General features: G+C 72.1%; 12 protein-coding genes. 7 read left to right on the forward strand and 5 right to left on the reverse strand.

Annotated elements, in window-relative coordinates; genetic code table 11:
- Positions 1-450 precede the first annotated feature (450 nt).
- A complete protein-coding gene (locus ACWD3C_RS22980) occupies positions 451-3,033 on the reverse strand; it encodes an ABC transporter permease (protein WP_451146724.1) in 2,583 nt (860 codons plus the stop codon).
- Positions 3,030-3,818 carry an ABC transporter ATP-binding protein gene (locus tag ACWD3C_RS22985; protein ID WP_451146726.1) on the reverse strand — a complete coding sequence of 263 codons (789 nt, stop codon included), beginning with the start codon at positions 3,816-3,818 and terminating at the stop codon, positions 3,030-3,032. The genes ACWD3C_RS22980 and ACWD3C_RS22985 overlap by 4 nt, the downstream gene beginning before the upstream one ends.
- A 494-nt stretch (positions 3,819-4,312) precedes the next feature.
- On the opposite strand from ACWD3C_RS22985, the gene ACWD3C_RS22990 reads away from it, so the two are divergent.
- The 5 genes from ACWD3C_RS22990 (at position 4,313) to ACWD3C_RS23010 (ending at position 11,531) form a co-directional block, all read left to right on the forward strand.
- On the forward strand, positions 4,313-5,818 hold the full coding sequence (locus ACWD3C_RS22990) for an MFS transporter (RefSeq protein ID WP_451146728.1): 1,506 nt from the start codon (positions 4,313-4,315) through the stop codon (positions 5,816-5,818).
- A 48-nt stretch (positions 5,819-5,866) separates the two neighbouring features.
- Positions 5,867-6,478: a hypothetical protein gene (locus ACWD3C_RS22995; protein WP_451146730.1), complete on the forward strand. Its 612-nt coding sequence runs from the start codon at positions 5,867-5,869 to the stop codon at positions 6,476-6,478.
- Between the two features lie 317 nt (positions 6,479-6,795).
- Positions 6,796-9,276, forward strand: coding sequence for a hypothetical protein (locus ACWD3C_RS23000; RefSeq protein ID WP_451146732.1), 2,481 nt, complete (start codon positions 6,796-6,798; stop codon positions 9,274-9,276).
- A 135-nt stretch (positions 9,277-9,411) separates the two neighbouring features.
- The gene (locus tag ACWD3C_RS23005; protein ID WP_451146899.1) at positions 9,412-9,909 is read left to right on the forward strand and encodes a DUF485 domain-containing protein; all 498 of its coding nucleotides are present in this window, start codon (positions 9,412-9,414) and stop codon (positions 9,907-9,909) included.
- An 11-nt stretch (positions 9,910-9,920) separates the two neighbouring features.
- Complete coding sequence (locus ACWD3C_RS23010) at positions 9,921-11,531, forward strand: sodium/solute symporter (protein ID WP_451146900.1); 1,611 nt, start codon at positions 9,921-9,923, stop codon at positions 11,529-11,531.
- Between the two features lie 161 nt (positions 11,532-11,692).
- Here ACWD3C_RS23010 and ACWD3C_RS23015 read toward each other — a convergent pair whose 3' ends face one another.
- The 3 genes from ACWD3C_RS23015 to ACWD3C_RS23025 form a co-directional block, all read right to left on the reverse strand.
- Positions 11,693-12,577 (reverse strand): cellulose-binding protein, encoded by an 885-nt coding sequence (locus tag ACWD3C_RS23015; protein ID WP_451146734.1) that lies wholly within the window; start codon positions 12,575-12,577, stop codon positions 11,693-11,695.
- A gap of 252 nt (positions 12,578-12,829) precedes the next feature.
- On the reverse strand, positions 12,830-16,132 hold the full coding sequence (locus ACWD3C_RS23020; protein ID WP_451146736.1) for an SUKH-4 family immunity protein: 3,303 nt from the start codon (positions 16,130-16,132) through the stop codon (positions 12,830-12,832).
- 7 nt (positions 16,133-16,139) lie between these two features.
- Entirely contained in the window at positions 16,140-17,189 is a 1,050-nt protein-coding gene (locus ACWD3C_RS23025) for an SMI1/KNR4 family protein (RefSeq protein ID WP_451146738.1), read from the reverse strand.
- Between the two features lie 283 nt (positions 17,190-17,472).
- Between ACWD3C_RS23025 and ACWD3C_RS23030 the strand changes: the two genes are divergently transcribed.
- Both ACWD3C_RS23030 and ACWD3C_RS23035 read left to right on the forward strand, forming a co-directional pair.
- Complete coding sequence (locus tag ACWD3C_RS23030; RefSeq protein ID WP_451146740.1) at positions 17,473-17,982, forward strand: YwqJ-related putative deaminase; 510 nt, start codon at positions 17,473-17,475, stop codon at positions 17,980-17,982.
- 188 nt (positions 17,983-18,170) lie between these two features.
- The gene (locus ACWD3C_RS23035; protein WP_451146742.1) at positions 18,171-18,665 is read left to right on the forward strand and encodes an SUKH-3 domain-containing protein; all 495 of its coding nucleotides are present in this window, start codon (positions 18,171-18,173) and stop codon (positions 18,663-18,665) included.
- The last annotated feature ends 343 nt before the right edge of the window (positions 18,666-19,008 follow it).

Consider the following 19,008-nt stretch of genomic DNA (forward strand, 5'->3'; position numbering starts at 1 on the left):
CGGCCTTGCGGCCTCGTCCTCAAGCGCCGGACGGGCTGGAGGGGGCTGGGGTGGGCTGGTAAGTGCTGCTGGGGGGTGGTGGGCCGGCCCTGGGACCTCGTCCTCGAACGCCGGACGGGCTGAGGGGTGCGAGGCCCACTTCCTGACCTACCGAGTCGGGTGGTGGGTGGGCATAGGTCCCGGAGGTCCAGGGGGCAGAGCCCCCTGGCGGGGTCGAAGGGGCGGAGCCCCTGAGGTACGGGACGGGTAGGGGCGGCGGGGGCGAAAACCCTCCTCCCCAAGCACCCGCCCAGGCACACCGGAGCCCGGCGTCGCTGAGTCCGAGACTCCCCGACGCCGGGCCCTCCCCCAGATCCCCCGTGATCCCCCGTGATCCCCCGTGATCCCCCGTGATCCCCCGTGATCCCCCGTGATCCCCCGTGATCCCCCGTTGGTCAAACGCCCCGTCGGCTACTCCGTAGCGATCGCGTTCAGCACATTCATCCGCCCCGCCCGGAACGCCGGGATCAGCGCCGCGAAGAGCCCCACGAAGGCCGAGCCGATGAAGACCCAGGTGATGGTCGGCCACGGGATTTCGAGGACCTTGAGGCCCTCCAGGGCGAGGAGTTGCTGGGCGGTGGCGCCCCAGGTCATGCCGAGGCCGAGGCCTAGGAGGGCGCCGAAGAGGGCGATGACGACGGACTCCAGGCGGATCATCCGGCGGAGTTGCCGCCGGGAGAGACCGATCGCGCGCATGAGGCCGATCTCCCGCGTCCGCTCGACGACCGACAGGGCCAGAGTGTTGACGACACCCAGGATCGCCACGATGATCGCCAGCGCCAGCAGGCCGTAGATCATGTAGAGGAGCTGGCCGATCTGGTCCTTCAGGGCCTCCTTGTAGTCGGTCTGGTCGCGGACCTTGTACTGGGGGTAGTCGTCCAGCGCGGTCTTCAGGGAGGCGTACGCCGCCTCCTCCTGGCCGTCCTTCGCCGAGACGAAGAGGAGGACGTCGAGGGGCATCTTGTCGGCCGGGACGTACTCCGCGAGCGTGTCGATCGACGTGTACATCGCACCGGAGTCGATCACGGCGTCACTGCTGGTGATGGCGCGGACCGTCAGTTCGGCGGTGGAGGTGCCGTCCGGGAAGTCCACAGCGATCTTGGAGCCGAGCCGGATGCCGTGGTCCGCGGCGAACTCCTCGTGGACGGACATGGAGTCGGGCCGGTAGGCGTCGGCGAGGTTGCCCTCGACGGTCTCGACGCGCAGGTCCTCGGCGTACGTGGAGTCGGCGGCCGTGATCGCCGTGTTCTTCAGCGTCTTGCCGTCGGGAGTCCCGAAGTCGGCCTCCATCCACTTGTACTCGGTGACCCGCTCCACCCCGTCCGCGGACTTGGCCGCCTGCACGGCCTGCGGGGTGATCAGCGCACCGGTGTCGGACTGCACGATGAAGTCGGTGCCCACGGACTTGTCGAGCTCCTCCGTGGCCGAGGCGACCATCGACGACCCGACCACCGACAGGCACGCGACCAGCGCCAGCCCGATCATCAGCGCGGCCCCCGTGGCACCCGTACGGCGCGGGTTGCGCAGCGCGTTCCGCTCCGCCAGCCGCCCGACCGGACCGAAGACCCGCAGCAGCACGGCGCTCAGCACCCGCACCACACCACCGGCGAGCAGCGGGCCGATGACGACGAAGCCGATCAGCGACAGGACCACACCCGCGCCCAGCCACAGCGAACCCTCGCTCGCCTTGTCGGCGGAGGCCGCCAGGTACAGCCCGTACCCGCCCGCACCCGTGAGCGACAGCCCCAGCACGGCCCGTACGACACCGGCCTTCGCGTCGGCCGGGGCGCCCGCGTCGCGCAGCGCGGCCATCGGGGAGACCTTGCCCGCCCGCCGGGCCGGCAGGTACGCGGCCAGGACGGTCACGATCACACCCAGTGCCAGGCCGACCACCGGCGTCGTCCACGCCACCGTCAGGTCGTCCGTCGACAGGTTCATGCCCGCCATGCCCATGAGCTTCATCAGGCCGATCGCGAGCCCGATGCCCGCGCCGACCCCCAGCACGGACCCGAACAGCCCCAGCAGCAGCGCCTCGGCCAGCACGGACCGGTTGACCTGCTTGCGGCTGGACCCGATGGCCCGCATCAGGCCGATCTCGCGGGTCCGCTGGGCGACGAGCATCGAGAAGGTGTTGATGATCAGGAAGATGCCGACGAGGAAGGCGATCCCGGCGAAGCCGAGCATCGCGTACTTCATCACGCCCAGGAATCCCTGGACGTCCTCGGCGTTGGCGTCCGCGACCTCCTGGGCCGTCTGCACCTTGTACGTGCCGCCGATCGACGCGGCGACGTTCTTCTTCAGCTCGGCGTCGCTGACCCCGGCCGCCGCCGTGACGTTGATGTTGGTGAAGACACCCGTCTCACCGACGAGCACCTCCTGCGCCGTCTTCGTGTCGAAGTAGAAGATCGCGGCACCGGGGTTGGTGACGGTGAAGTCGGCGATGCCCGAGACCTCGGCCCGGTGCGTGCCGACCGCCGTGATGACCCGGATCTCGTCGCCGAGCTTCAGGTCGTGCTTATCGGCGGTGTCGGCGTCGACCATGATCTGGCCGGGCCCGCGCGGCGCGTCGCCGGACGAGATCTTCATCGTCCGGGCGTCGTTGGCGTTCCAGTTGCCGACGATGGTCGGGGCGCCGCTCGTGGGCGAGAGGTTGTCCTTGTCGGCGTCGATGACGGTCACCGAGGTCGAGAAGACGGTCCCCTCTGCCGACTTCACCCCGTCCGCGCCGCGCACCTCGTCGAGGGCGGAGGCCGGCATGACCGGCGGCTTGCCGGTGACGGAGGTCGTCTCACCGGTCTCGGAGGCATTCTGGGCGCTGACGGTGACGTCGGAGGCGGTGGCCGCGAAGAGCTTGTCGAACGTCGTGTTCATCGTGTCGGTGAAGACGAGCGTGCCGCACACGAACGCCACCGACAGCAGGACCGCCACCGCCGACAGGGCCATGCGTCCCTTGTGCGCGAAGAAGTTGCGCATCGAGGTCTTCATGACGGTCATGACGTGCGCCCCCGGGCGTCGAAGTCCTTCATACGGTCGAGAACGGCCTCGGCGGTCGGCTTGTACATCTCGTCGACGATCCGGCCGTCGGCGAGGTACAGCACACGGTCCGCGTACGAGGCGGCCACCGGGTCGTGGGTGACCATCACGATGGTCTGGCCCAGCTCGTCCACGGACCGCCGCAGGAAGCCGAGGACCTCCGACCCGGCCCGCGAGTCGAGGTTGCCGGTCGGCTCGTCACCGAAGATGATCTCCGGCCGGGCGGCGAGGGCACGGGCCACGGCGACGCGCTGCTGCTGGCCGCCGGAGAGCTGGGTGGGCCGGTGCCCCAGCCGGTCGGAGAGCCCGACGGTGTCGACGACCCGCCCCAGCCACTCCTTGTCCGGCTTCCGCCCCGCGATGTCCATGGGCAGCGTGATGTTCTCGATCGCGTTCAGCGTCGGCAGCAGGTTGAACGCCTGGAAGATGAACCCGATCCGGTCCCGGCGCAGCTGCGTGAGCTTCTTGTCCTTCAGCCCGGTGATCTCGGTCTCGTCCAGGTGGATCTGCCCGGACGTGACGGTGTCGAGCCCGGCGAGGCAGTGCATGAGGGTGGACTTGCCGGACCCGGAAGGTCCCATGATGGCGGTGAACTGCCCCCGCGCGATGTCCACATCCACATGATCGAGGGCGACGACCCGGGTCTCACCGGACCCGTACGCCTTCACGACCTGCCGCGCCCGCGCGGCAACGGCCGTACGCCCTCCAGTACCCCCGTGCCTGGTTACGGTTACAGCCGATGTCACGGTAAATCTCCTATGTCGGTCAGCGACGCGGCGCGAGGCTTCACGAAGCTTGCGCCGCGTCGCTGAGTGGATTGCTTGGTACGTCGTCCTGCGTCGTCCTACGTCGTTGAGTCTGGCGCTGAGGGACTGCCCGGCGCGCTGGTGCTCATCGGCGTCTTGTGCTGGGGAAAACCCCACCCCCCGAGCTGCGGTCCGTACGACCCCCGTACGTCCCGACCGCCGCCGAGGTCCCTCCCCCCTTGCCGCTCCCCAACGGCGTAAAGCCAGGTTAAGGACGCACCCCGCCCCGTCTCGTCCTCCGGCGGTACGAGTCCGCCCCGGGCCGTAGTACGGAGATACCCCTAAGGGATCTCCCCCGGAGGGTGGAGACGGTCTCAGGGTTCCGCCCCCTGGCCCGGCCCCAACAGCGTGCACCCTCCCGTTGGGTGAAGCTCAAGTGGCATGGTGTTCCCCGGCGGATAGGTGCAAGGGGAAAGCAAAGGAGAAGCCATCCGGTGGGCAGTACGCGACCCGCGATACGCGACGAGGAACAGCAGCCCACCGGAATCGACAAGCGAGGCGCGGTCGTCGCGGCGCTCATGCTCGCCATGGCCCTGGCTGCCCTCGACTCCACGATCGTGTCGACCGCCGTACCGCAGATCGTCGGCGACCTCGGCGGCTTCTCGGTCTTCTCTTGGCTGTTCTCGGGCTACCTGCTCGCCGTGACGGTCACCATCCCCGTCTACGGCAAGCTCTCCGACACCTTCGGCCGCAAGCCGGTGCTGATCGCGGGCGCCGTCCTCTTCCTCCTCGGCTCCCTGCTGTGCGCCCTCGCCTGGAACATGGGTGCCCTCATCGCCTTCCGCATCGTCCAGGGCCTCGGCGGCGGAGCCCTCCAGAGCACGGTCCAGACCCTCGCCGCAGACCTCTACCCCCTCAAGGAGCGCCCCAAGATCCAGGCCAGGCTGTCCACGGTCTGGGCGACGTCGGCGGTCGCGGGCCCGGCGCTGGGCGGGGTGCTGGCGGCGTACGCCGACTGGCGCTGGATCTTCCTCATCAACCTCCCCGTCGGCACGGTCGCCGTCTGGCTGCTGGCCCGCCACCTCCACGAGCCGCAGCACTCCAGAACCGCGAAACCCCGCGTCGACTGGGCGGGCGCGCTGACCGTCTTCGCCTGCGGAGGCGCGCTGCTGACGGCGCTGGTGCAGGGCGGAGTGGCCTGGAACTGGCTCTCCTGGCCCTCAATCGCCTTGTTCGGTGCGGGACTTGCGATGGTCGCCGCCCTGGTCGTGATCGAGCGCCGGGCCGCCGAGCCGATCATCCCGGGGTGGGTGTGGCGCCGCCGTACGATCGCGGTCGTCAATCTCGCCCTGGGCGCACTGGGGTTGGTGATGATCGCCCCGACGGTCTTCCTCCCCACCTACGCCCAATCCGTCCTCGACCTGGACCCCATCTCGGCCGGATTCGTGCTCTCCGTATGGACGTTGAGCTGGCCGGTGTCGGCAGCGCTCAGCCAGCACGTGTACCGCAGGATCGGCTTCCGCGACACGGCCCTGCTCGGCATCGGCGCGGCCGCCCTGATCCTGCTGGCCTTCCCCTTCCTCCCCTACCCCGGCCAGGCCTGGCAGCCGGCCCTGCTGATGCTCCTGCTCGGCGGCGCGCTGGGCCTCTTCCAACTCCCCCTGATCGTCGGCGTCCAGTCCACGGTCGGCTGGTCGGAACGCGGCACGGCGACCGGCTCCGTCCTCTTCTGCCGCCAGACCGGCCAGACGGCGGGCGCGGCGGTCTTCGGCGCGGTGGCCAACGGGGTGCTCGCCGCACGGCTCGGCGGCGTGGGCGACCTGGACACGGTGACCCGCGCCCTGGACACGGGCACCTCCTCCGAACCACTCCGCCGAGCGGTCGCCGACGCGGTGCACTCCGTGTACCTGGGGGCGTCCTGCGCGGCGGCGCTGGCCTTTGTGGTGCTCCTGCTGGTGGCGCCGAGGCGGTTTCCGGTGCTCGGCAATTCCGGGGACTGAGGCCGGTCGGGCGCTCTAGACTCACGCCGACCACCGGGGGGCACATTCATGCACAGACACATCCGTACGAAGCGCACGCTCGCCGTCACCGCCGCCACCACTGCCGCCATCGGCATGACCGCACTCACCGGCTGCGAGGTCACCGTCAGCGTGGGGAACTCCAGTTCCAGCCCGAGCGCCCCCGCGCCGGGCGCCTCCGACGCGTCCTCGCGGGTCCTCGGCCCCGACGGGATCGGCCCGCTGAAGATCGGCATGCCCCTCGACGAGGCCGAGGCGACGGGCGAGTTCGAGCACGGCGAGGAGGACCCCGAGGCCTGCATGTCGCACACCAGCGACAACGGCATCGTCATGCTCTGGTCGAGCAAACGCGGCATCTATTCCCTCACCGCCGAGAACGCACGCACCCCCGAGGACATCGGCCCCGGCTCGACCTTCGCCGACGTCAAACAGGCCTATCCGACGCCCGCCGAGGCCGACGACATGTCGTACGACGACCAGCTCTCGTTCATGGGCACGGTCTGGACGTCCGTACCGGACCGCCCCAAGGCCATGTACGCCATCGCGTTCGACCGCAGCACGGTGACCCGCGACGCCGCGACGCTCGACACCGCCCGCGTCCTGGCCGTCCACCTCAAACTCAAGGCCGAGCAGAACTGCTGACCACGCACGGTCACGTGCCGTACTTGGCATCCCGACACCCCGACACCCCGGGCCGACAGGATCATCCGGCTCGGTCATCGGCCACTGCGGGCACTCAACATCACCCTGCTGGTGACCGCCGCCGCGGCCGCTTGGCTGGGGACCACCTGGCTCTGACCGACCCGCCGATGACGGTGAACGGAGCCCCAACTGCCGTACGCCCCTGCGCTCCTACGCCTCCTAGGTCTTCATCCCTGAGACCTCCTCGGCTCACCTCCGGGTACGGGCCGTCCTCACGCACGACGCCCGACCACCCGCCGCTCGCTTCTGCTGGACCCATGAACTTCAACAGGCGTACGGCGATGGCGGCGGGACTCGGGGCCACGGTGGCGGCACTTGCCAGGACGGGAACAGCCAGGGTGACGGAAGCAGCCGGGACGACAGGAACAACCGGGACAGGAAACCCACAGGCCTCCCGGAAGCCTGCCGTGATCACCGTGCGGGGCGAGCGCCCCATCCGCACGAACATCCCCGTCGCCCGCCACCCCCGCGCCTCCCGTGGCCGCTACCTGGCCCTGCTCACGAGCGAGCAGCCACCCCCGAAGACCGGCTGGTACGCCACCTACCGCGTCCACGCCCCCGAAGCGGGCACCTACGCGCTGACCGCCGTCGCCACCGCCCCGGTCGAGACACCGCACACCGAGACGGTCGCCTCGTACCTCCGACTCTCCACCAACGACGGACCATTCACCGAGATCTCCCGCTCGCAGCCCCACTGGTACGAGTCGAAGCCGGCCTGGGGCGGCCTGTCCGTCCTGGAGCTGGGCGAGGTGGTGCTCCGGGCCGGCGGCAACACCCTCACGTTCCGCGTGACCGAGCCGGCCGTCCTCGACGACACCACGGCGTACGCCCTCTCCCTGGACCATTTCACCCTGCGCCACCGGCCCGGACCCCCCACCCTCCGCGAGGTGTCGGCCCCCACGCACCGCCACGGCGACCCCGCCCCGCCCCACCTGCGCCTGACCCTCGACGGCCCCGCGCCCCGCCCGTACCGCGTGCGCTACACCGTCACCGACCACCACGGGAAGCGGGCCGCCGCCGGGCACGCGACCGTCCCCGCCGGCCGGACGACCGCCACCGCGCCGCTCCCCCAACTCCCGCCCGGCCACTACCGCGTCGAGGCCGACGGCGTGACCGGCCGCTTCGCCCGCCTCCCCGAGCGCCGGGCCGTCACCGGGGCCGCCAACCGCTTCGGGGTCAACATCTGGGTCTCCTCCCTCGTGCCGCCCTCCCGACTGGACGAATTCGCCGCCGCCCTGCGGGAGATGGGCGCGGGCTGGGTACGTGACGGCCGGTCGTGGCCCGCCGCCGAGCCCGTGCCCGGCGCGTACGACACCGCGCACCACGACCGCGTCACCCGTACCCTTCGCGCGCACGGCCTGGCGGTCCTCGACGTGCTCTCGCCCGCCCCGGAGTGGGCGATGACCGAGGCGTCGCTGCCCCTCCCGGCGGACCTGCGTCACGCCTACCGCTACGCCCGCCATCTCGCCCTGGCCTCCTCCCCCGAGGCACTCCAGCTCTCCAACGAACCCGACGTCGACACCACCCGCAGCACCGGCGACGCCCACGCGGCCTTCGTCAAGGCGGCCGCACTCGGCGTCAGCGACTCCGGCGCGGAACCGCCCCTCGTCGTCCTTCCCGGCATCGCGCAGACGGGCCACTTCCAGGACCTGATGCTGGAGAACGACGTCGTACGGTACGCCGACGCATGGGCCTTCCACGGCTACCCGGACCCCGCCGAACAGGACAACCCCCGGTTCCCGGGCGCGGCGGACGAACAGCACGCACTGGCCCGCCGGCACGGGGCGGACGCCACGCCACTGTGGATGACGGAGTGCGGCGCGTTCCTCACCGCCCGCCCTCGCCATGACCTGACGTACGCTCAGGAAGGGATACAGGCCCGCTACTTGGTCCGTTCCATGGTGGAGGGGCTGGCCGCCGGAAACGCGCGGCAGTTCTGGTTCGCCGGGCCGCCGCTCCACGCCGACGGCGTGTACTTCGGGCTCTTCGACCGGGAGTTCCGGCCCCTGCCCGCCTACGCCGCCTACGCGACGCTGACGTCCCTGCTCGGCGAGGCCCACTTCGTCGGGACCGCGCCGGAACTGCCGCCCGGTGTCGCCGGGTTCGCCTTCGACAGCGGGCGCGGCGAGCGGGTCACGGTGCTCTGGGCGACGGGACGGCCGGTGCGGCTCGGCCTGCCCGGGACCGCGTACGACCTCATGGGCCGCCGTATCCCGACACCCGGCGGGGCCACGACCGTGACCGTCTCCAAGGAGCCGATGTACGTCGTCTCCCCCTCGGCACGTCCACGAACGCCGACCCGCCGCCCCTCGCACGGCCGCCGCCTCTCGCACCACCGCCGCCTCTCCCCCGCCGAACACATCGTCCTCAGCCAGCGCTACCCGGCCCGCAACGCCGCCCCCGGCAAGGACAACGGCGACGCCCCTCCCCCGCTGGGCTACCGCCTCGACCGCCGTACCCATATGACGGTCGACGTCTACAACTTCAACGGCTCGGCACAGCACGTGACCCTCACGCCCTGCCCCGCGCCCGGCTGGTCGGTACGGTCGCGCGGGCCGGTCCGGGTCCGCGTCCCCGCCCAGGGCCGTACGAGCGTCGGCTTCACGGTCACGGCCGACGGTTCGGTCCCGCGCCGGACCGACCACCGGCTGGCCTTCACCGCAGTGCTCGACGACGGGTCCGACGGCTCCGAGGAATGCGAGGTGCCCGTCTCCGTGGCGATGGTCCACCTGAAATGACCCGGCGAGGCGCTTCAAAAATCAGAGTCAACGGGAGTAACGCCCGAGGTCAGCGCGGAAGTTGAACAGCAAGCGCATACCGACCACTCAGTTTGGCGAAAACCCCGCGCATCCCCCAACGCCCGAGTAGCGTGCCTGCCCCACCCCCCGCTCCATGCGGTCCGCACCGGACCTGAGCCCCGCAAGGAGACCCGGGATGTCAGACCCGTTCCCAGACCCCGCACATCACGCAAGCCCGCACACCACCCTCCGTACTACACCTACCCCTGGGCCCCACCCCCGCAGGAACCCGCCCCCGCCCGCCCACTCACCCCCCGCCACCCTCCCCTCGGCCACCACAGCGACCTGCGCGTCCTGCGCGGCGCCTACCGCTGGCAGCGACGCGTGGCGACGCTCACCGCGCTCGGCTACTTCACCCTCTTCCTCCTCCTCTCCGCGTTCGCACCGTCCCTCATGACGGGCCGCGTCACCGGCGGCCTCTCGACGGGCCTGCTGCTGGGCCTGATTCAGGTGCCCGTGACCTGCCTCGCGATCTGGCTGTACGAGCACACCGCGCGCCGCCGGGTCGACCCGCTCGCCGACCGCATCCGCAAGCTGGCGGAGCTGGACGCCAGAAGGGAGGCCGCCCGGTGACCGGGGCGGCCATGGCCGGGTTCAGTGACTCGGCGCAGACGATGTCCCTGGTGGCGTTCACGGCGGTGGCCACGATCACGCTGCTGCTGTGCGTGATGACCGGGCCGGACCAGGACGACCTCGACGAGTTCTACACGGGCTACGGCTCCCTCTCCCCCATGCGCAACGGCCTCGCCATCGCGGGCGACTACATCTCGGCGGCCACGGTCCTCGGCACGAGCGGGGTCATCGCGCTCTTCGGCTACGACGGTGTCGTCCTCGCCCTCAGCACCGCGCTCTCCCTCATGCTGCTGATGTTCCTGCTGGCCGAACCTCTGCGCAACGCGGGCCGGTTCACCATGGGCGACGCGCTGGGCCGCCGGATGCCGGGCCGGGCCGTACGCATCACCGCGTGCGCCGTCACGATCGTCGCGCTGCTGCCGCTGATGCTGGTCCAACTCGCGGGCACCGGCGACCTGTTGGCGTTCATCCTCGGCTTCTCCGGCGAGGGCCTGAAGACCGGCTGCGTCATCGGCCTCGGCATCCTGATGATCAGCTACGCGGCGATCGGCGGCATGAAGGGCACCGCCCTCATCCAGATCCTGAAGATGGTGATGCTGCTCGGCTCGGGCGGCATCGTCGCCGCCCTGCTCCTGAACCGCTTCGACTGGGACCCCGGCGCCCTGTTCGCCTCGGCGGCCGAGAACAGCGGGGTCGGGTCGGCGTTCCTGCACTCGGGGCTGGAGTTCGCGGGCGGCCCGTTCCCCCGCGTCGACATGATCAGCGCCCAGCTCACCGTCGTCCTCGGCGGCGCCATACTGCCCCACGTCACCATGCGCATGTACACCGCGGGCAGCGCCCGCCAGATACGCCGGTCCATGTCCTGGGCGGTGCCGTCGGTCGCCCTCTTCGTGCTGATCATCACGGTCGTCGGCTTCGGCGCGACGGCCCTGATCGGGCGCGAGGTGATCGCGGCGGCGGACCCGCAGGGCAACACGGCGTATCTGCTGGGCTCTCAGGCGGCCTTCGGCGCGGAGGTGTCGACGGCGGAGACCCTGCTCTTCACGACGGTCACCACGGCGATCTTCCTGACCCTGCTGGCGTCGGTGGCCGGCATGATCCTCGCCTGCGCCAACTCCCTCGCCCACGACGTGTTCGCCGCCGGAAAACGCCAGCTGACCCCGCGCAAGGAGATGACCCTGGCCCGCCTCTCGGCGGCCGCGGTCGGCATCCCCACGATCCTGCTGGCCACGGCCGTCCACCACCGCAGCCTCCAGCCCCTGGTCACCCTCTCCTTCTGCATCGGCGCCTCCGCCATAGCCCCCGCCCTCGTCTACAGCCTCTTCTGGCGCCGCTACACCCGAACGGGCCTGCTCTGCACCCTGATCGGCGGCTCCCTGACGGTGATCGCCCTGATGACCGGCACCAACCTGGTCTCCGGCTCCCCCGTGTCCGCCTTCCCCGAGGCCGACTTCAACTGGTTCCCGTTCACGACGACGTGCCTGGTCTCCATCCCCCTCGGCTTCGCCTACGGCTGGCTGGGGACACTGGCCTCGGGCCGGGCCGAGGCAGAACAGCAGCGCAAGCAGTACGAGGCGGTCGAGGGCTGGCTCCTGGCGGGCGCGGTACGGAGGGACGCCTGACCCCGGCCCGGAGTCCGGCAGGCGGGGAAGCGGGCAGGCGGCCAGGCGGAGAGGCGGTGATTGGCAGATTTGGCTCAGGCGAGAGCCCGTAATGCCCCCTTTCGGGGCTCTTTTCGTGAGCCAAATCTGCCAATTGGCCAATTACGCCGCGCCCGACCCCCTCACTCCGCCGGGGCCCGGCCCGTCAGGGCCGTGAGGCTGCTGCGTACGTGGTCCATGTGGGCACGTACGTCGTCCCACTGCTCGCCGTGCTCGCGCAGCACCCGTTCCGTCTCGCGGGCGATGCGGTCCTCCCGTACCCGTGCCTCGGCGACGACCTCGGCGGCCCGCGCCTCCGCCTCCGCCTGGCGGAGGGCGGCCGACTCCTCGGCGTCGGCGAAGTCGCGCTGGGCGTCGGAGAGGGCGGCCTCGGCGCGGGAGACGAGGCCGGCGTGGTGGGCGTCGAGGGCGACCTCGCGTTCGGCGGCCTCGCGCTCCACGTCGGCCCAGCGCTCGGCGTGCTCCTTCTCCTGCTCGGCGAGCAGGGCCTCACTGCGCTGCCGCATCTCGCGCAGTGCGGCCAGGGCCTCGCCCCGGCCCTCCTTCACCTCGCGCCGGGCCGCGACGCGCATGTCGTCCGCCTCGGCCCGGGCCGCGAGCAGCCGCTGCCGGGCCCGTTCCTCGGCCTCGCCGCGTACCTCGTCGGCGTACGCCTGCGCGGCCTCGCGTGCCCGCAGCCCGGCCGCCTCGGCCTCGTCGACGATCCGCTGGGCGTCCCGGCGGGCGTCCTCCCGTACCGCCGAGGCCTCCTCCACGCCCAACTCATAGAGACTGCGGGCCCGTTCGCCGAGCGCTTCGTACGTCTGCGGGGCAAGCCGGTCCACGGTCTCCCGCAGCCGCTCCGCGTCCTCCTCCATCTCTCTGGCCAGCACGGTCAGCCGCGCGGCCCGTTCCCACGCGGCGTCACGATCCTGCGAGAGGGCCTCCGCGTACGCGTCGACCTGGCCGGGACGGTAGCCGCGCCGTACGACGTCGAAGCCGTGCGGCGACACCGGTGCGCTGCTCATCCTTGATCCCCTCTCCGCCGGACACACACGAAATGATGATTTCGCGCACATCTTGATGTATCGGACGGAAGTGTTCATAACGCGACACTCCGAGGGGCGGTCACGGGGTGGGGCGGGTGTGCGCACAGACAGAGGTCGGTGTGCGCACAGACGGAACAGCCAGAACAGGCAGAAGGGCCCGGCTCGGCCGTTGTACGACCATGCCGGGCCCTTTGCATGAGGGGACGAGGGGACGAGGGGATCAGCGGCGCGTCACAGCAACCCGTCCCACATCTGCTCCAGCAGCACCGACCACCAGCTCTCCGGCGAACCGAGCGCCGCCGGGTCGAGAGAGGCCAGCTGGGCCTGGAAGTCGACGGTCCAGCGGCCCGCCTGCTCCTGGTTGAGGCCGAAGCGCAGCCGCCACATCCGGCCCAGCAGGGCGAGGCAGCGCTGGAACTCCAGCAGGCCCGTGTTGACGAACTGCGGCGGCACGGGAGCGCCGCCCGGCCCCGCCTCCACGGGCACGGCCACGATGTTCGCGGTGCCGTACTGGACGCAGAGCGCCTTGCCGAAGTCGCTGCCCATGACGAGGTACGAGCCCGCGTCGGACGCCGGCTGCACCCCGCGCTCGGCCGCCAGCTCGGCCAGCGTCGGCACGGGACGGCCCGGCTGGGCCTGCGCCCAGAAGAACGGGCCCATGTCGACGGGCAGCCCGGCCACCACCAGCGCGTGCGCCACGACCGGCGGCACACCCTGCCGGGACACCGCCTGCTGGTCGAACCGGAACACCCCGGGCCCGAACGCCGCCGCCAGCTCCTGCGCGACCGCCTCCGGCGGAAGCGGCGGCGCCGACTGCACCGGCGGCAACGGCGCCCGCACCGGCGCGGGCCGTGCCGGACCGTCGGCCACCTGGTGCAACTCCCCCTGGTGCGCGAGGAGTTGGGCCATACCCTGCTGACGGCTGGCGTGGTCGGTGCCGTACGGGGCGATCGACGTGATCCGCGCGTTCGGCCACTGCTCCCGGATCATCCGTGCGCAGTACGCCCCCGGCAGCTCGCACGACTCCAGCTCCGTGTGGAGTTCGAGGACCTGGTCCGGCGGGATGTTCATCCCCCGCAGCTCGTGGAAGATCTGCCACTCCGGGTGCGGAGTGCCGGGCGCCGAACGCCGGATGACCTGCTGCTCAGAGCCGTCCGGCGCGCGGTAGCGCAGCACGGCCTGGTAGCCGGGGCCCACGGTCGGCTGACCGGCGGGCTGCTGCGGGTAGCCGTACGCCGGGGGCTGCTGGCCGGGGCCGGGCATCGGCTGCCCCGGCATCGGCTGCGGCTGGCCGGGGATCGGCTCGGGCGCGCCCGACGGCATTCCGGGCGGGCCCGGGGGCTGCGGTGCGCCGACCTGCGGGGACGACAGCTTGGTTTCGGCGTGGTGCACGGAGCCGGGGGTGCCGGGCGGGGGCGTACCGGGGGCACCCGGCCGGGGCGTGCCAGGGGCGCCCGGAGCTCCAGGGGCACCCGGGGGCTGAGGCGCACCCGGGCCACCGACAGCAGGGCCAGACAGCATGGTCGCCGCATGGTGCACACCACCAGCGGGCGTACCCCCAGGCGAATTCGGCCCACCCGGCGCACCAGGAGGCTGCGGAGCCCCAGGCGCACCAGGGGCACCCGGCGCCGGAGGCTGACCCGGAGCACCCGGACGCCCCGGCGCACCGGGAGGCCCAGGCGGACCCGGAGGCTGCGGCGCACCCGGGCCACCGACGGCAGGCCCGGACAGCATCGTCGCCGCATGATGCACACCACCGGCAGGCGTACCCCCAGGCGAATTCGGCCCACCCGGCGCACCCGGCGCACCAGGAGGCTGCGGAGCCCCAGGCGCACCAGGGGCACCCGGCGCCGGAGGCTGACCCGGAGCACCCGGAGGCCTGGGCCCGCCCTCAAGCCCATCCGGTCCGAGCTGCGAGACGAGCTGCGTCGGCACATACCCACCCGCCGGGGTCCCCGGAGCACCGGGCCCCGACGGCGGAGGCGTACTGCCCGGCCGCGCGCCCGGCGTACCGGGGGCACCCGGAGGCGCGGGCGGCGGAGGTGCGCCCGGCCCACTGCCCCGCGCACCCCGTGGCGGCTGCGCCTTGCTGGTCGCGGCGTCCGCGATGTCCCCCGCGTTCGCCGCGAGCGGCCGCTGCGGCGGAGCCGGGGTACCCGAACCGCCGGGCGGCTGCGGCGGGTTGGGGACGCCGGGCGGCGGCGTACCCGGAGCACCGGGGCCTTGCGGGTACCCGTACGAAGGCGACCCCGGAGGTGGTCCGGGCGGCGCTCCCGGAACCCCGGAACCCGAACCGGCAGGCCCACCAGGCGGGTTGGGGCCACCCGGCGGCAGCCTACCCGGCGGAGGCGGCGGCTTGCCCGGGCCCTGCGGGTAGCCGTACGAAGACGACCCCGGAGCCGCGGCACCCGAACCCCCGGGCCCACCAGGCACGTTGGGCGCGCCCGCGCCCGGCGGAGTCGCACCAGGACCCTGCGGATAGCCGTACAAGGATGCGCCGGGCGGCGGTGTGCCGGGAGTACCGGGAGTACCGGGGCCCTGCGGATAGCCGTACGACGACGAACCCGGCGGCGGAGTGCCATGGCTCCCCAGCGAACCCGGTGCACCCGGTGCACCCGGCCCAACACCCGCCCCCTGAGAACCGGCCCCCTGCGAACCCGCCCCCGGGTCGTCCACCGCCGGAGCCACCGTCGTGCGTGGAAGCTGGCTGCCGCCGGACATCAGGGCGGTCTTGGCGTCCGGCGCCGCACCGGGCGGCGGGGGCGGGGTGTCGCCCTCGTCGCTTTCGCTGAGCGCCGCCGAGAACACCGTCTGGGGCAGTGGTACCGAACGGTCCTCCTCGGCCTCGGCGTTGGTGTCGGTCCCGGCCCACGGGGTCGCCCCGGCGGGGGCCGGCGGAACGCGGTCGTGCGGCGGCGCGTCCTGGATGTCGTCGGCGGGCGCCGCGGCGGGCCACGGCGTGGCGTCGGCCGGGGTCGCGGGGGCCCCGGGCATGGTCTCGGGCAGCGAACCACCGCCCCCGGACGCCCCGTTGAAGGCCCCGGGCGCGGCCACGTCCGCAGCGGCGGCCGGACGAACACCGGCCCCGGACCCGGACCCCGTCCCGGCCCCGGACCCCGTCCCGGCCCCGTTGGTGTCCGACCCCGAACGCCGGTCCGGGATCCCCAACTTGTCGGCGGCCTCCTGCAACCACTCCGGCGGAGTCAGCAAGAAGGACGTCTGATTCAGATCCACCCGCGCGGAAGGCGCCGGCACCGGCTCCGCCGGGGCCTCGTCACGGCCGTACTCCTCCTCGTACCGCCGAATCACCTCACCGACCGGCAGCCCGGGCCACAACGTCGCCTCGCCGCTGTCACGGGCGATGACGAGCCGGTGCGTGCCACCGTCCGAACGCGGGCCGTCGGGCCGGTCCTCGGCCCACACCACGAACCCGAGCTCGAACTCCCGTACCCGCACCTCACGATGCTGGTAACCGGGCACATCCCCGTTGATCCACTCCTCGGCGCGCTCCTGCGCCTGTGCGAAGGTCACCATCGCAACGTCACTCCCCCACCGAAGACACCGAAGAGGCTGAAGAGGTCGAAGACACCGGCACGGCATGCGCGAAACCGCCGTCCACCATCAGGTTCGCCACCGTCTCCAGCTCCGGCGGATTGCCGGCCAGCCGCGCCAGGAACGCGTCGAAGTCCTCACCGCACGGCAGCAGCAGCCGCTCCACACGCTCGGCCGGCGGCCACGACGGATCGACGTCCCGGGCATCGTCGTACGCGCAGAACCACACCGAACCGATACGGTCCCCCTTCACCTTCACGGCGATGAGCCCGCCCTGCACAAAGCCGACTCCCAGGTAATCCTTGGTGAGATGGTCGCGCAGACACTTGTTGACGTAGACGAGGTCATTGACCGCGGCCTCGTCGCGCACCGTGAAGAACGGCTGGTCGACCAGGAGCCCCAACTCCGCGTCCAGCGCGGCCCCCACGGGAGCGCAGCCGCCGGCCGCCTTCAAGAAGGAACGGTACGGCCCCGGAAGGCGGTACCCGAGGTCCTCCTCGACGCCCAGCACCTGCTGCTCGGTCACCGAAACGGACGACGACTTCGGCAGCCCGAAGTGCGCGGGCCGCGTCTCCTGCAACGGCCGCGTACCCCGCTTGTTGTGGTCCACGGCCGACGTGGCCACCCCACCGTGGTGGCGCAGCAACGCCTTCACCTCGACCGGCACCAACTCCAGCCGCCGGCTGCCCACCACGTGATGCCAGGTCCAGCCGTGCGGGGTCGCCACCGCGGGGATGGTGTCCCACAGCTCGTGCCCGGAGGCGGCGAGCGCGGCGTTCGCGGACACATAGTCCGTCAGCCTCAACTCGTCCACGCCGAACCCCACCGGAGGCTCCGCGATCTCCGCGGCCGCACGCGCGTAGGGCGAGAAGTCCGGATAACCGTGCGCGTCCACCCGCACACCTCTCGGATGACGCGCGGCCCGGACCGGATCCGGGAACTGCACGACCTGCCCGGCGTAGGCCGCGTTCGGCGGCGCGGCTTGTCCCCCAGCCTGGCGGCCGGGAGGTACCCCCAGCCCGAGCCGACCTGTCGTCATGGCGGTTGCCCCCTGCGGCGTTCTGAGTGGCCTGTCTTCCGGCCGCCCGCGCGGCCTGTCTGGCATGTCGATCACACGACCGTACGGATCGCGGATGCCGACAGCCTATGCGGTACGGCGACACCGGTCACCGACACCCGTCATGGGGCCCCCGGTTCCGTGACCTGCCGTCACCCCGCCGTGACGGTGAGCCGAAGCCCTGGCGTGTCGCACCGCCCCAGCTTCCGCACCAGCCACGCCGTTTGGCACTCTGTGTCCGCTACGGGGGATGTAATAAGAGGGGATGACGATCATGAACGCGACGCAGACCGGCACCTCCGGCGATCCAAGGGTCGGCTGGAGCAACACCGAACAGCCGCACGCGCCCGCCCTCCTCCACCGCCGCGACGGCATCCTCCCCACCATCGCCGCCGCCCTCTCCGTACGCGGCGAAACCCTCACCGGCACCGCCGCCCGCGGCGACCAGCCCCCGCCCCTGCACCCCCTCGTACAGGACTTCCTCGACACCCTCACCTCCGACAGACGCGACCGCTTCACCGGCCGCTGCGCCGAAGCGATCCTCATCTCCCGCCACATCACCACCGCCGACGCCGCCCGCAGCAAACGCGCCTCCCGCAAACCCATGACCAACGGCGAAGCCCGCAAAGCCCTCAAGCAGGCCAAACTCACCGCCCGCCTCATCCGCGAGGACGGCGACCCCCTCCACGGCAGCTTCGCCGCCCCCTGCCGCTCCTGCCAGGCCCTCAGCGCCCACTTCGGTGTCCGCATCGTCGACCCGTCACAGGAAACCTGAACCGCACACCACGGCGTCCTCACCAAACGAACGACCAGACGAACGATCGGAACGATCGGAACGATCGGAACGATCGGAACGATCGGAACGATCGGAACGATCGGACGAACGACCAGACGGACGCCGAGGTACCAACCTCGACGAGTCGCCCCCGGCTCATCCTCGACGGATCAACGAACGAAGGGCAGATGCAAGCCGACCGCTCCTCCACCACCCGCTTCTCCGTGCCCGTGGACGCCGCCCTGCGCGCCGCGGGCTGGCGACCGGGCCGCTGGGACATAAAGCAGGCCGAGGTCTGGGCCGACGCCCTGCGCGAGCACACCTCCCCTGCCGGCCACCGCCACGCCGTCTTCCCGGCGGCGGTCGAAGCATGGGCGGAGTTCGGCGGCCTCCACATCACCGCTCAGGGCCCGGGCCGCCAACTCGCCCCCGCCACCCTCCACCTCGACCCCCTCCACGGCCTCCACATGGCCCGCACCCTCGGCGACCTCGGCCGCGCCCTCGACACCGAGGTCTGCCCCCTCGGCCTCGAACCCGACACCCACGCCGTCCTCGCCATCGACACCGAGGGCCGCGCCTACGCCCTCGACCACACCGGCGACTGGTACCTCGGCCCCACCATCGACCAGGCCCTCACCACCCTGCTCACGGGCATCGAACCGGTACGACTCACGGCGGGCTGAGGCAGGCGCGCGCTGGGGCAAGGGCACGGGAAGCGCGGGCCCCACGTCTGCCGCCCGCTGGCCGCCGACCGCCGACCGCCGACCGCCGACCGCCGACCGCCGACCGCCGACCGCCGACCGCCGGAAACCGTACGAGCGGCTAAGGCGTCACTCACCCGGACTCCCGCACGAGCGGCCGAGGCTGCCACTCACCACCGGCTCCCGCATGAGCGGCCGGACCGCCCCCTCGACCGGCCCTCGCCCGGCCCGAGCAGCCAAGGCCCCCCACCGACCGAAACCCCCGCACGAACAACCGAAGCCGCCCCCCTCGACCGACCGGCCCTCTCCCTGCACCAGCGGCGAA

The sequence above is a fragment of the Streptomyces sp. NPDC002845 genome (assembly GCF_053591955.1).

Excerpts from the sequence above, each read along its gene's own strand:
- ACWD3C_RS22980 (WP_451146724.1), bottom strand. The coding sequence starts at position 3,033 with ATGACCGTCATGAAGACCTCGATGCGCAACTTCTTCGCGCACAAGGGA.
- ACWD3C_RS22995 (WP_451146730.1), top strand. The coding sequence starts at position 5,867 with ATGCACAGACACATCCGTACGAAGCGCACGCTCGCCGTCACCGCCGCC.
- ACWD3C_RS23000 (WP_451146732.1), top strand. The coding sequence starts at position 6,796 with ATGAACTTCAACAGGCGTACGGCGATGGCGGCGGGACTCGGGGCCACG.
- ACWD3C_RS23010 (WP_451146900.1), top strand. The coding sequence starts at position 9,921 with ATGGCCGGGTTCAGTGACTCGGCGCAGACGATGTCCCTGGTGGCGTTC.
- ACWD3C_RS23015 (WP_451146734.1), bottom strand. The coding sequence starts at position 12,577 with ATGAGCAGCGCACCGGTGTCGCCGCACGGCTTCGACGTCGTACGGCGC.
- ACWD3C_RS23020 (WP_451146736.1), bottom strand. The coding sequence starts at position 16,132 with ATGGTGACCTTCGCACAGGCGCAGGAGCGCGCCGAGGAGTGGATCAAC.
- ACWD3C_RS23025 (WP_451146738.1), bottom strand. The coding sequence starts at position 17,189 with ATGACGACAGGTCGGCTCGGGCTGGGGGTACCTCCCGGCCGCCAGGCT.
- ACWD3C_RS23030 (WP_451146740.1), top strand. The coding sequence starts at position 17,473 with ATGACGATCATGAACGCGACGCAGACCGGCACCTCCGGCGATCCAAGG.
- ACWD3C_RS23035 (WP_451146742.1), top strand. The coding sequence starts at position 18,171 with ATGCAAGCCGACCGCTCCTCCACCACCCGCTTCTCCGTGCCCGTGGAC.